This window comes from Pseudofrankia coriaricola, from assembly GCF_032027725.1.
Taxonomy (GTDB): Bacteria; Actinomycetota; Actinomycetes; order Frankiales; family Frankiaceae; genus Pseudofrankia.
In genome coordinates, this window is the sequence record NZ_JASNFO010000013.1 from 76,529 (window position 1) to 89,530 (window position 13,002).

General features: G+C 72.1%; 12 protein-coding genes. 8 read left to right on the top strand and 4 right to left on the bottom strand.

Going from position 1 to position 13,002, the window contains the following annotated elements; translation table 11 throughout:
* Nucleotides 1-2: 2 nt before the first annotated feature.
* Nucleotides 3-980: a formate dehydrogenase gene (locus tag QOZ89_RS08675; protein WP_312623488.1), complete on the top strand. Its 978-nt coding sequence runs from the start codon at nt 3-5 to the stop codon at nt 978-980.
* A gap of 62 nt (nt 981-1,042) precedes the next feature.
* On the opposite strand, the gene QOZ89_RS08680 is transcribed toward QOZ89_RS08675, so the two are convergent.
* A complete protein-coding gene (locus tag QOZ89_RS08680) occupies nt 1,043-1,507 on the bottom strand; it encodes a GNAT family N-acetyltransferase (protein ID WP_349308097.1) in 465 nt (154 codons plus the stop codon).
* Nucleotides 1,508-1,899: 392 nt separating this feature from the next.
* On the opposite strand from QOZ89_RS08680, the gene QOZ89_RS08685 reads away from it, so the two are divergent.
* From QOZ89_RS08685 to QOZ89_RS08695, 3 genes are read left to right on the top strand one after another with little or no spacing between them, the layout of a single operon-like run.
* A complete protein-coding gene (locus QOZ89_RS08685) occupies nt 1,900-2,529 on the top strand; it encodes a PadR family transcriptional regulator (RefSeq protein WP_241842436.1) in 630 nt (209 codons plus the stop codon).
* Nucleotides 2,530-2,532: 3 nt separating this feature from the next.
* Nucleotides 2,533-3,429 (top strand): ABC transporter ATP-binding protein, encoded by an 897-nt coding sequence (locus tag QOZ89_RS08690; RefSeq protein ID WP_312623489.1) that lies wholly within the window; start codon nt 2,533-2,535, stop codon nt 3,427-3,429.
* Nucleotides 3,429-5,873: an ABC transporter permease gene (locus tag QOZ89_RS08695; protein ID WP_312623490.1), complete on the top strand. Its 2,445-nt coding sequence runs from the start codon at nt 3,429-3,431 to the stop codon at nt 5,871-5,873. The genes QOZ89_RS08690 and QOZ89_RS08695 overlap by 1 nt, the downstream gene beginning before the upstream one ends.
* 96 nt (nt 5,874-5,969) lie before the next feature.
* On the opposite strand, the gene QOZ89_RS08700 is transcribed toward QOZ89_RS08695, so the two are convergent.
* Both QOZ89_RS08700 and QOZ89_RS08705 read right to left on the bottom strand, forming a co-directional pair.
* A complete protein-coding gene (locus tag QOZ89_RS08700; RefSeq protein WP_071054408.1) occupies nt 5,970-6,449 on the bottom strand; it encodes a CD225/dispanin family protein in 480 nt (159 codons plus the stop codon).
* Between the two features lie 209 nt (nt 6,450-6,658).
* Nucleotides 6,659-7,168 (bottom strand): CD225/dispanin family protein, encoded by a 510-nt coding sequence (locus tag QOZ89_RS08705; protein ID WP_083420097.1) that lies wholly within the window; start codon nt 7,166-7,168, stop codon nt 6,659-6,661.
* A gap of 1,014 nt (nt 7,169-8,182) precedes the next feature.
* Between QOZ89_RS08705 and QOZ89_RS08710 the strand changes: the two genes are divergently transcribed.
* The 3 genes from QOZ89_RS08710 (at nt 8,183) to QOZ89_RS08720 (ending at nt 10,911) form a co-directional block, all read left to right on the top strand.
* Complete coding sequence (locus tag QOZ89_RS08710; RefSeq protein ID WP_241842434.1) at nt 8,183-9,550, top strand: glycoside hydrolase family 26 protein; 1,368 nt, start codon at nt 8,183-8,185, stop codon at nt 9,548-9,550.
* A 143-nt stretch (nt 9,551-9,693) separates the two neighbouring features.
* Complete coding sequence (locus QOZ89_RS08715; protein ID WP_071052941.1) at nt 9,694-10,374, top strand: TIGR03085 family metal-binding protein; 681 nt, start codon at nt 9,694-9,696, stop codon at nt 10,372-10,374.
* A gap of 51 nt (nt 10,375-10,425) precedes the next feature.
* Nucleotides 10,426-10,911, top strand: a complete 486-nt coding sequence (locus QOZ89_RS08720) for an NUDIX hydrolase (protein ID WP_083419741.1) — start codon at nt 10,426-10,428, stop codon at nt 10,909-10,911.
* Here QOZ89_RS08720 and QOZ89_RS08725 read toward each other — a convergent pair.
* Nucleotides 10,833-11,801 (bottom strand): hemerythrin domain-containing protein, encoded by a 969-nt coding sequence (locus tag QOZ89_RS08725; protein ID WP_083419742.1) that lies wholly within the window; start codon nt 11,799-11,801, stop codon nt 10,833-10,835. The genes QOZ89_RS08720 and QOZ89_RS08725 overlap by 79 nt on opposite strands.
* 599 nt (nt 11,802-12,400) lie before the next feature.
* Between QOZ89_RS08725 and QOZ89_RS08730 the strand changes: the two genes are divergently transcribed.
* Complete coding sequence (locus QOZ89_RS08730) at nt 12,401-12,964, top strand: hypothetical protein (RefSeq protein ID WP_071052942.1); 564 nt, start codon at nt 12,401-12,403, stop codon at nt 12,962-12,964.
* Nucleotides 12,965-13,002: the final 38 nt, after the last annotated feature.

The following is a 13,002-nucleotide window of genomic DNA, read 5'->3' on the forward strand; positions in this document are numbered from 1 at the left end:
CCGTGGACATCCGCCCAGGAGGCCTGGAGGACGGACGCCTCGAACGGAACCAGGGCCGTCCGGAGGCCACCGCGGAACCGCGCCACGGCGAGATCCGGCGGTTCGGCCTGAGCACCCGCTGGGTCCATCGCACAACCGCGTTTGTGTTCGGCATCTGCATCGCGACTGCGGCCGTGCTCTACCTGCCGCAGCTTTCGATCCTGGTCGGCCGGCGAGCGTTGGTGGTGACCATCCACTTCTACAGCGGACTGACGCTGCCCGTCCCTGCCCTGCTCGGCTGGCTCCTCAGCCCCCACCGGTGGTGGCGGGAGGATGTCGGGGAAACCCGCGCACGCCGGCTCCTCGGCCGATTCGGCCAAAGCACGCGCGGAAACGACGAAACCGCACGCGGGCGGCGGCCCACGAGCGGACACAGCGGTGGTTTCCGCCGCGACGCGGCCGAGCTGAACCGTTTCGGCCCGGCCGACAGCGCGTGGCTCCGCGAGCACCTTCTCGCCGGCCCCGCCCGCCGGCTTCGTCGCCGGTCCTGGGCCTCGTCCGCCGGCGGAATGACCACCGGCGTCGTCCCGGCGCCCGGCGCTCCAGACGCGGGCCAGACGCGTCTTGGTGGCAAGTTCAACGCCGGCCAGAAACTGTATGCCGCTGGCGTGGCCGGCTCGATCGTCGTCTTCCTCGGCACCGGGCTGCTGATGTGGTTCGGCGCCGACCTCGACGTTCCGGACCGGTACCGCACGGGCGCGACGTTCGTCCACGACGTGTTCGCCTACGGGATCTTCTTCGCGATCTGCGGCCACCTCTGGATGGCCTCGCGCGACCCGTTCTCCCGTGCCGGAATGCGCACCGGCTATGTCCCCACCTGGTGGGCGGCCGCCGAGCATCCCGACTGGGACACCGGCACCGACCGGGACACCAAGACAGACCGAGACACCGAGACGGACCCGGCTTCCCCGGACTGGCGGACCGGCCGGCCGTCCCAGTAGCCGGTCGTCCCGCCGGTCGAGCGCTCGGCAGGGCCGCCCGCCGGGCGGCCCATGAGCACCGCTTAGTCGAGGCGGCGGGGGCGGTAGGTCTTATAGGGCAGAAAGCGGTGCATGACGTAGAGGTCGATGTCGCCGCCCTGGGGGTGGCGGAAGGCCGACGGGAGCGTGCCGATGACGCGGAACGCGAGTACCCGCCAGATCGCGACCATCCTGGTGTTGCCCGCGACCACCGCGGTGGACTGCATCGCCCGGTAGCCGAGCTCGGTGGCGTGCTCGATCGCGGCCTGGGCCATCTCCCGCTCCAGCCCTTCGGCGATGCGCGCCGGCTCGGCGATGAAGATCAGCTGTGCCACGTGGTCGCCGAGACCCGCCTGCGCGGGAGTGATCTGCGCGGAGGCGACGATTCGCCCGTCCCCCGCGTCGTCCTCCATCACGAGCACGGCGGCCGGTGGCGGCAGCATCCACAGCTTCCGGGCATCCGCCTCCGAGGTGTCCGGGCGCCACATGAGCAGATCTCCGGCTGACACCTGTCCGTGCCAGATCGGCCAAATTCCGGCCCAGTCATCGTCAGATGCCGGCCGTGTTCGCACCCTCCTGATCCTGCCCCTCCGTAACCACCCCTGAAAGCGATAACCGCGGGTCACCCCACCTGACGGGCGAAAGCGGGCCTGCTCGTTATCGCAAGGTCGCTCCCCGTGGCCATCCGGTCGGGCAGTCCGCCGACACGGACCCCCCCACCACATCGTGTCCCTCGGCGATCAGGCGCGATCACCCGGTCGGGACGGCGGGGCGCCGTCCCCGCGGGACCGGGTGTTGACGAGACTACCTAACGGCTGTACATAACTGTTATGCAGAACCGTTATGTAGGCGCGGCCGCGGCGGCGAGGACGCCCGCGGCGACGCCGTCCGACGTGGTGCCGTGAGGTACCTGATGCTCGCCCTCCTGGACCGTGGCCCGGCCCATGGCTACGAGCTCAAGCGCGCGCACGACGAGCTGTTCGGCGACGTGGCGCCGCCGATCAACGTCGGGCAGATCTACGTCACCCTGACCCGGCTGGAGCGGGACGGCAGCGTCACGCACCACGTCGAGAAGGGCAGCGACGGCCCGGACCGCAAGGTCTACGAACTCACCGACATCGGCCGCAAGGCGCTACGCGGCTGGCTGGACGAGCCGAGCGACCTGCCGGTCGGCAAGAGCGACGTCGTCCAACGCCTTGTCGCCGGCCTGATCTACGACGCCAACGCCGCCGGAGCCCGCGCAGACGTGGCGAACACCGGCAGCGGCAGCGTCGCCCGCACCCTCGCGGCCCACCGAACCCGCTGCCTGCGGGCACTGCGGGCACTCGCCGAGGCCGCGCCGGAATCCGAGACCAACCACGACACGGCCGGCCACGACCCGAGTTCCACCTCGCCGGGCGCAAACCCGGCCGATCCCGCCGTCGCCGGCATCGGCGACCTGCTCCGCGAGGCGTCGGTGCTGCACCTGCAGGCCGAGCTGCGCTGGCTCGACGTGGTCGAAGCTCGCCTCGCCCCCCCTGGGAGGACCTGACCGATGGTCACGATGGACACGACCACCGCCCCCACCGGCACACCTATTCTCGCGATCACCGAGCTGGCCAGGTCGTACGGGCGCGGCGAGCGCGCCAGGGCGGCACTGCGCGGCATCTCGCTGACGGTCACCGCCGGCGAGTGGGTCGCCGTCGTCGGCCCAAGCGGCTGCGGCAAGTCGACGTTGCTACACCTGGTCGGCGGTCTGGACACGCCGGACTCCGGCTCGGTCCGCATCGGCGGCGAAGAGATCACCACGATGTCGCCGGCGAGGCGCGCGCTGCTGCGCCGCCGCCGGGTCGGCTTCGTCTTCCAGTCGTACAACCTGGTTCCGCACCTGAACGTGAGCGCGAACGTCGAGCTTGGTCTGCGGGTCGCGGGCATGGGCCGGCGGGCGGCCAGGGCGAGGGCCTCGGAGGTGCTCGGCGCGGTCGGCCTCGAGGACCTCGCGCAGGCGCTTCCCGCGACCCTGTCTGGCGGGCAGCAGCAGCGGGTCGCGATCGCCCGCGCGGTCGCCGGCCGGCCGGACCTGGTGCTCGCCGACGAGCCGACCGGAGCGCTCGACACCGCGGCCTCCCGCCGCATCGTCGAGCTCCTGCGCGACGAGCACCGGCGCGGCCAGACGCTGGTCATGGTCACGCACGACTACGCGGTCGCCGCCGCCGCCGACCGGGTGGTGTTCCTGCGCGACGGGCAGATCGTCGACGAGCGCCGGCCCGCCGGTCGCCGCGCCGGGGCCGAGGAGCCGGAGAGCTCGGATGCCACGGCGGGCACGGGTGGCGGCGACGCCGCCTCGGCGACGGCTGGGGCGTCGCTCGACGAGGGCGCCACGGCGTCGTCGCCGGGCGGCGGCAGCCAGGGCAACGACCTCGCGGACCTGCTTGGGCTGGGGAGCTGGTAATGCGCACCGTCTTCATGCTCGCGTTCGCCGGGCTGCGCGGCCGGGGCCGCGTCGGCCTCGCGGTCACCGTCGGGATGCTCGCGCTGTCCGCCATCGGGCTTTCCACCGGCCTCGCCGTCTCCAGTGAGGGTGGCGGCGCCGTCGACCGGCTCGCCGCACGCACCAACGTCGCCGACGTCGTGGTCCGGGCAAAAGCACCAGCCACCGGCACCGGCGATCATGACCTGGGCGACGCGCTGGCCGCCATGTCCGGGGTGCGGGCGGTCACCGGGCCGCTGCGCGACCTCGAAACCACCCTCGTCGTCCGGGGATCCGACGGTGCGGGCAAAGAGTACAGCGGCCAGGTCACCGCGCTGGACGACCCGGACGTCACGGTCAACCATCCGCTGCTGGTCGCCGGCCGCTGGCTGCGCGGGCCCGACGAGATAGTGCTCGAACGCAGCGCCGCCGAGGAGCTCGGCCTGCGCCCCGGCGACAAGGTCGCGCTGCGCGGACCGGGCGGTGACGTCACCTTCACCCTCGCCGGCACGGCCAACGAGCTCACCGACTGCGGCTTCCCGCAGTGTGACGAGGCCAGGATGTTCGTCGCGGACGCCGGGCTGTCCCGGATCGGCCAGCCTGCCGGAGGGCCGCGTCGGACCTCCCAGATCGCCGACCTCCCAGATCCGCTTCGCGGATCCGGCAGGGACCCTGCCGCCGATCCGGCAGGAACCCCCGATGGCGAAGCCTCACGCGGTCCGCGGGCGCCGGCCGAGACGGTCGGCGTCACCTACTGGCTCGCCGTGGCCGACGGCGTCTCGTCCGAGGCCGTCGCCAGCGCGGTCGTGCGGTCCTTCGGCGACCAGGTCCGCGGCACCAACACCTGGCCGGACACCCGCGGCGATCTGCTCAACGTCGGGCAGATCTTCGGCAAGCTCGTGAGCGCGTTCGGCGCCTTCCTGCTGGTCGCGGTCGCGGTGATCGTCGCCGGGTCGATGACCAGCCGGATGGTGGCCCGCCGCCGTGAGATGGCGCTGCTCGGCGCGGTCGGGGTGCGCCCGGCCCAGCTGACGGCGGCGCTGCTGGCCGAGCACCTGACGCTCGGCGTGGTCGCGGCCCTGCTCGGCTGGCTCGTCGCCGGGGCGCTCGCGCCGAGCCTGGATCTCGGCGCGACCGTGACCGGCCCGCAGGGCCCGCACTGGACGGCGGGCGGCCTGCTGCTCACCGGCGCGATCCTGCTGGGACTGCTCACGCTCGCGACCGTCGTGGGCGCGGTGCGGGCCGGGCGGGCGTCGATTGTCGACACGCTGCGCGACGCGCCGGCCGCGGCACGCCGTGACGGCCCGCTCGCGCGGCTCACGGCGCTGGTGCCCGGCCGGCTCGGCCTCCTCGGCGTCGGCAGGCTCGCCGCCCGGCCAGGCCGGGCCACGCTCACCGGGCTGACCATGCTGGTAGCGGTGATGGGCGCGGTGGTCGCGGGCGGGTTCATGGTCACGGTGACGGAGGCGCTGGAGCGGCCGTCGTTCACCGGCGATCCCTGGCAGGTGTTCGCCGGCCGCGGCGACGTCGCGCCGGCGACGGTCGAGGCGGCGCTCCACCAGACGCCGGGGATCGGTGGCTGGTGGTCCGAGACGGAGCGTCGGGGCAGCTACGACGGCCAGACGTTCCGCGTCCGCGCGCTCGGCGGCGACACGCTGCCCGCCTACTCGGTCGGTACCGGCCGGCTGCCGACCGCGCCGGGCGAGGTCGCCGTCGGCTACGGCCTGCTGGACCAGCTGGGCCTGCGGGTCGGCCAGACGGCCACCGTCGAGATCGCCGGCGTCGCCCGCGACGTCCGCGTCGTCGGCTGGTATCGGACCTCGGAGGACACCGGGCGGGTGTTCGCCATGCGGCTGGCGGACCTGCGCGCGATCGACCCGACGGCGGTGCCCGACCAGTACCGGATGACCGTCACACCAGGCACCTCACCGGACACGGTGCAATCAGCGCTCGCGACCCGGCTCGGCGAGGGCGTGGAGCTGAAGACGCACAGCCCGGACGTCGGCGGGCGCACGGTGATCGAGACGGTGACGACGCTGATCGCCGGGGTGCTCGTGCTCATCGCGCTCGCCAACATGCTGCACGCGCTGCTCGCATCGAACCGGGAGAGCGCCCGGGACATCGGCGTCGTCGGCGCGCTGGGCTGCACGCCGCGCCAGCTGATCGGGCAGAGCGCGCTGGCGGCGGCGGTGCTGGCGGGGCTCGCGGTGGTCATCGGGCTACCGCTCGGGCTGTTGGTCTTCCGCATCCAGAGCGACGCCGTCGCGCGGGACATCGGGCTCGGCCCCGGGTTTGGGCTCACGCCCTCGGCGACGTTCCTCGTCGCCCTCGTGGCGGGCACGCTAGCGCTGGGCGCGGCTACCGGCGCGGCCGCGGCGAGAGGCCTGGCCCGCCGGCCACTCGGCGACCTGCTCCGCTGGGAGTGACCTCGCGTCTCCAGCGCCGGCACGTCGTGCTGGCGCTGGAGCGCGGCCGGTCTCGGGTCGGATCGGCGAGGTACCGCTAGTCGCCGCTAGTCGCCGCTAGTCGCCGTTCAGGGCGGCGCCCGCGATCGCGATCCAGAAGATGAGGTAGAGAACCCAGACAGCCACGGCGGAGGCGGCCGAGACGATGCACCAGGTCTTGGCCTTCTTGGATGCGTCCAGAGCTCCCTGGATGTCACCCATGGCCTGGCGGCTCTGCACCCGGCTCGAGAAGACGATCGCGACGATGCCGGCGGGCAGGCAGCACAGCAGGGTCACGACGATCGACTGCCACAGATAGTTCGGGATCGGCGCGCCGCCCGGCGGAGGGCCGAACCCGCCGGGCGCGGGCGGGTAGCCGTAGCCCCCGGCCGGCTGGCCGTACCCGGGCGGCGGCGCGCCGTATCCGGGTGGTGGGGTGCCGTAGCTAGGTGGTGGCGTTCCGTATCCGTAGCCCGGCTGCTGGCCGTATGGATCCTGGCCCGGCTGCTGGCCGTATGGGTCCTGACCTGGGGTGCCGTACGGCGGTGGTGTCGTCACGGTCGCGGCCGCGCCTTTCGGTGATACCCGGTACCCCGGCCTGATAGCCGGGGCGGTGGCGATGGCGTTCAAGGAGAGTGAAGTCTGCTGGGTCGGGGCTGTGGCGGTCCGGCGGATCCATAGAGGGGTGGGTCACAGAAGTCGGCGATGGCGAGCGGCGGACGGGCCTCGGTCTGACGCCGAGGTCTCACGCCGACGGCATCAGGCCCTCAGGCGTTGAAGGAGGTCTCCGAGGAGAAGTCCATCGCGCCGCTCGCGATCAGGGTGATCCACAGCACCAGCACCAGCAGCCCGACGACCAGCGACACGATGCACCAGGTCCTCGCCTTCCTGGAGGCGTCCAGCGCTCCCTGGATGTCACCCACGGTCTGGCGGCTCTGCACCCGAGAAGCGTTCACGATCGCCGGGATGCCCGTCGGCCAGAAACAGAGAATCGTCACCAAGATCGACTGCCACAGGTAGTTCGGAATCGGCGTTCCGTAAGGTGGCCGACCGCCTCCGTAGCCGCTGTTGTTTCCCTGGTACTGCGGCAGGCCGCCGTACCCCGCCGGCGGCTGCTGGCCATACCCATAGCCTGGCTCCTGCGGTGCCCCATAACCACCGGGCGGTGCTCCATAGCCACCGGGCGGCGGCCCACTGAAACCGCCGGGCGGTGGGCCGCCATAGCTGCCGGGCTGGCCCCACCCGCCGGGGGTGTTTTCGGGCGGAGTCTGGGACACGCGGTTCTCCTGGCTGTGGTCTCGAGGTGCTGATCCGGGAGGCTGATAGAAGTTGTTCGGCACCGGGAGCGGATTAAGCGGAAGGTATGATCTCATCCCGGCGGCCCGGGCTGCCTGAGGCAGTCTCCCAGGCCATCGGCCAGCGCCAGGCCGGGTCAGGAACCTGCCTGGATAGCTCGATACCTGCTGGCCGTGGCGCCCGAGGCCCAGTGTCCGGAGCGCGACAGGGCTTTCCACGCATGGCGCCCGCGGCGCGATGCGTGGACCACTGCCGCCTGCGACATCGATAGCTCCTCGTGCTCGCGGCCACGGCCGCCCACCTCACCGATCAGCCGCCGAGGGCCCACCGTCGGTCTCACCGGACTGTCTGGAGGGGGATCTCTCGGCGAGGTCGGACGGAAGCAAGCTGGGCAATGGTGATGTACGGGTAGGCCGCGGCGCCCCAGCGCCGCGCGGGCCATTGTGACACAACCCCGCCCGGCCACGGCCCGAAGTGGACGAGCGATGCGCCCAAGGCCAGCACATATTCATCCCATGCCCAGCCACCGCGCGGCCGCGCCCCCGCGTGACGCGCCGACCGGTTTCCCGGGCACACGCACGGGCGGCGCGGCCCGGCTGCCTGGACGCAACGGCCCGCCACCGCCGGTCACGGCCCGGCCTCACCGGCCGGCCGACAGTCGTTCGCCTAACTCATTCACGTAAACGATCCGGGCGGCTACCGACGCGGCGCGAGATTTGAACAGAGAGACACAGCAATCACAACTTCACGCCTTCACCTGAGCGACGGACCGAAAGACCACGCACCCGCTCGACCGGGAGCAGGCACCACCGGGCTATGGTGCTGGAGCAGCTCCGCCAAACACTGACGTAACTGTCAGGTGCGGAACGCCGGGCGACAGGGAGGGGCCGGCATTCCGCGGACGGAGTGCGTGGCTCGGCTGTCAGAAGGCGAGGGCTGACCGTCCGCCACCCAGTTGCGCCGTCAAGTAAGCCGTCAGGCGGAAGGACGCTCCCGTGAGACACCGGGCCAACAGCTCGGCGACATCCATGGATACCGGCCCGCTGCCATCCGGGCGTGCCAGCGATCGCCGCGCCAGCAGCCGACCACCCTCCCCCACCACGATCGTCACGACCGGCCGGACATCCGGCGCGCACAGCACCGGGGCACACAGCATCCCGGTCCGCGCCGCCCGCAACCGGCGCTTCCTGATCTGGACCGCGGCAGTCGGCGCGCTGGCGGTCGCCGTGGCCGGCGTCGGGTTCGCCATCGCGCCGCACGGCGGCGACGACAAATTCGTCGTCGGGGCTTCCGCCCTCGACGGCGGTCTCGGCCGGGCGCTCGCAAGCGAAGCACCGTCCCCCTCCGCGTCCGCCTCCACATCGCCAAGCGCGAATCCCTCGGCCACCCCGACCGGCCCGGCCTCCGCGTCGCCGTCGCCCGCGGGCACCGGCGCGCCAGGCACCGCGGCACCCGGGAAACCCGCCGTGCCCGCTGGCGGCGGTGGAGGCGGCGGACGGGTCCCAGGCGGACTGTCCGGCATCGTCGTCGGCAGCCGAGACAAGGTCGCGGCCTGGGAGCAGTTCCGCGGCTCCAAGGTGACCGTGATCATGGGCTACACCGTGCGCGACAACTGGAACGACATAACCAACCCGTGGATCGGCGGCGAGTACGCCGGCTGGGACGGCCAAATGGTCATCTCCCAGCCGCTCTTCCCCGAAGGCGGCGGCGACTTCGGGTCGTGCGCCAACGGCGCCTACTCATCGCAGTGGGCGCAGTTCGGCAACTACCTGAACAACATCGGGCGGCCGAAGACGATCGTCCGGCTCGCCTGGGAGTTCAACGGCGACTGGTTCCCCTGGTCCGTCGGCAACACCGACGTGGGCACCTGGAAGCGCTGCTTCCAGCAGGTGGTCGGCGCGATCCGCTCGACGGACCCGCAGGCCCGGATCGACTGGACCATGAACGCGCACAGCGGCAGTCCGTACGACGCCTACCCGGGTGACGGCTACGTCGACATCATCGGCATCGACAACTACGACATGTGGCCGCCGAGCCTGAACGAGTCGTCCTGGAGTTCATCGTGCAACTCGAGCGCCGGGCTGTGTGACGTGATCCGGTTCGCCCGGCAGCACGGCAAGCAGTTCTCGGTCTCCGAATGGGGCCTCGTCTCCACCTCGGACACCGGGGCGGGCGCGTCCGGCCAGGCCGGCGGGGACAACCCGTTCTACATCAGGAAGATGTACGACACGTTCAAGGCCAACGCCGACGCGCTCGCCTACGAGACGTACTTCAACAACTCCGAGGCGGGCAACGTCCACTCGTCCCTGCTCAACCCGAACGAGAACCCGAACGGCGCCGCCACCTACGCCTCGCTCTGGTGAGGCTGGGGTGGAGCCGGGCGCGAAGCGTCCCGGCTCCACTAACCCGGCCGGCGGCGGTGCGCCGGCCGGGCGCGCGAGGCCCCCGGCATGGGACAGTTTGCCGGTGGCCTGGTTAGCGGGCGGCGGGGAAGGCGGGTAGGCGCATGGGACGGGCGCGGGACGAGCGGGCGTTGCTCGCGGACGTGATCGAGGCCGCTGGGCCAGAGCACCCGACCCTGTGCGAGGGCTGGGACAGCTATGACCTCCTCGCCCACGTGGTGACCAGGGAGCGGGTACCCAAGGCGGGCCCCGGCCTGATGGTCCCGCGGCTGCATGGGATGACCGAGCGCGCCGAGAAGGCGACGAGGGCGGCCCACTCGTTCCCCGAGCTCCTGACGATCTTCCGGTCCGGGCCGCCGCGCTGGCAGCCAACCCGGATTGGGCCGATCGACAACGCCACGAACCTCGTCGAGTTCTATATCCACGGCGAGGACGTGCGCCGCGCGCCGAAGGGCGTTCCCGAGAACGCCGCGGGCGCGCTCGCGGCGCGCGAGCTCACGCCGGAGCTACGCGAGACGCTGTGGGCCACGGCTCGCCGGTTCGCCCGGGTCGCGTACCGGCGGGTGCCGGGCGGCGTTGTTCTCGAACGCACTGACGGGCCCGCGACAGAAAGCCCGGGTGCGTCGCGGGTCGTCGCGCGCAAGGGCGAGCCGGCAGTGGTTCTGTCGGGCCCGGCCGCCGAGCTGTTGCTGTACGGCTATGGCCGGCGCGCGGGTGCCCAGGTCGAGATCAGTGGCGAGCAGGACCTCGTCGCGGCGCTCTCCGAAGCACGCCTGGGTCTGTGACCGCGGTCGCGGCGGGAAAGACCGGGCAGGCCAGCCAGGCAGACTAGGCATGTGCTGGAACCAATTCCGCGCGTCGCCGCCCGGGTCGTGCTGGTCGACCCGTCCGACGCGTTCCTTCTGATCCAGTCGCACGACCCGACCCTCGAGGACTCGCCGGTCTGGTGGCATGTGCCCGGTGGCGGCCTCGACCCAGGGGAGAGCGCGCGGCAGGGCGCGATCCGAGAGATCGCGGAGGAGGTCGGCATCCGCCTGGCGGAGGTCGGGCAGCCGGTCGGGACCAGGACCACTCGCTTCACGTTCGCCGGCAAGTCGTACATCCAGCAGGAGTCGTTCTTCGTCGTGCGGATCCCCGAGCGGGTCGATGTCGACCCGGCCGAGTGGACCGACCTGGAGAAGCGCTCCACGCTCGGCTGGGCCTGGTGGACTGTCGACGAGGTGGCCGCCAGTACGGAGACGATCTATCCGCGTGGCCTGACGGCGCTGGTCTCCGGCTGGCTCGCGTCCGGCCCGGGCGCCCAGCCCGTCGTCGTGGCCTGAGGCGCTGGGGGACGCGCCTGGGGCGGGCGTCCGAGCAGCCAGGTGCCCCACGGGCCGACCTTGCCCGGCTCGCGGACCTTCGCCCAGGGGATGACCCGCGCGTCCATCGTGTCGAGCAGGTAGTCGAACCTGGCCATCATCCGGTAGCCCAGCCGGCCGCCGAGCAGCCCGCGGGAGCGCAGCAGGTGCGGGTGTGGGCGGCTTGGCGCGCGCGGCAGTGCCCGCTCGTACTCGGCGGCAAGCAGCTGCCGCTGCTCCGGCGTGCTCGCCTGGTCGAACTCGCGCAGCAGATCCTCCTCCTCCCGGCTGTGGTCCGAGATCGCCGTCGCCAGCTCGCGGCGCAGTTCGGTGGCCTCGGCCCCCGGCGGGTGTGTGTCGCCCTGCGCGTACTGCTGAACCCCACGCATGATTATCAACATCTCGCGCGCGCCGGCACGCAGCCGCGTAATACGGCTCTCGGTATGCGGCAGCAGCCGGGCGACTTCCGGATAGATGACGTAGCCCATCGTGGCAAGATGCGCACACATTGCGGCGACGGCGGTGTCACCGGCGCGATGGATCTGGCGTGGGTCGGCCCCGGGCGCCGCTCCGCCCGCCCAGGCGGCGAGCCGGGCGGCGTCGCGGTGCACCGGGCCGACCAGCCGTACGAGACTGTCGTCCGCCGGCTCGGCGTCGACACCCTTATGCGAGTCCGCCTCCGCTGTACCAACATCCACGCCGCTGTCCACGCCGCTGGCGGAGGCCCACGGGCCGCCGGGCGTGGAGCCGCGTCCGGCGCGTGACCCGTCCGCGCGCCGCGACCGCATCTTCACCAGCGATCGCGGCGCGGACCTGGCCGCCGCGAGCAGTCGCGAGTTGGCCAGGGAACCGTGGCGTTTAAGAGCGGGCATCTGCCACCTCCTACAGCGCCCTCCCTCGTCGCGTCGCCGGGGAGCCGGTTCTCCGCTCACTCCCGCACGCATGACCGGCCGGGCGCATCGGTCCGACCCAGGAGACTCCTGCCCCAAAACGGCGACCCTATGGCAGCCAGCCGGCAGATCGACGCACGATCGCAAGGCGTGGCCGCTCGCATGAGGTTCACGCATGTAGTGGCACTCGTTGCCACTACATGTCGCGATGAGCGGCTCCAGCGCGCATCTGACGTCAAGATTACGCATCCGCCTTCTACCCTCGGAAACCTCTCCGCTACCCTGCCGATATGGCTGGCACCGCTGCCCCGGGGTTCCCAGGCTTCCTGCCCGACCGGCGAAGCCCGGGGTCCCTGCCGGATCCGGGGTCCCTGCCCGATTGGCGACAGGGTCCCTGCCGGATCGGCGACAGGGTCCCTGCCGGATCGACGGACGGGGTCCCTGCCGGATCGGCGAAGCCGATCTGGGAGGTCGTGATCTGGGAGGTCAGCGATCTGGGAGGTAAGCGATCTGGGAGGTCTGCTGGCAGGCCGGCGACCGGGCAGGCCGGGGAAGCCTCGGACCGGCGGTACCGGTCCGGGATGTTCGAGCCGCCGAACGGCACGGCGGCCCCCCTGGCTACCGGCACCGACGGCGCGAACGTGGCAGACACGGCCGCGGGAACGGCGTTCGCCGACACCGCCTCGGACGACGCCTCGGGCGCCGCCCGTGACCAGCTGGACCAGCTGCGGCGCCGATTCGTGCGCGGGCAGCTGCTGCCGCTCGGCCACCTCATCGTCCGGTATCGGCTGGTCGTCCCGGGCGGCTTCGAGGCGCCCTGGGTGCTGGTGACCTCCTGGCCCGCTCCAGCCTGGCTGCTGGGACGTTGCCTCAACGACACGGTCCACCCAGACCTCGCGCACATCCGGATGGGACGAACGGTCGCCGTCGGAGTAGACGACGTGATCGACTGGGCCGTGCTGGATGCCAGCAGCGAAATCGCCGAAGGCGGCTGGAGCCGCGGCCTACGTCATGCCGCGGATCTGCCTGACCTGCCCGGCCATCCGGACCCGCTGATCTCCGCCAGGCCCCCAGCCGCCCCGGCTAACCACCTGGTGACTAGCCACCGTCTCGACCGGGCACAGACAGCGAATAGCCCGGACTAGTCCAGTAACGGCACCCGAGCCGACACAAAGCCCACCGC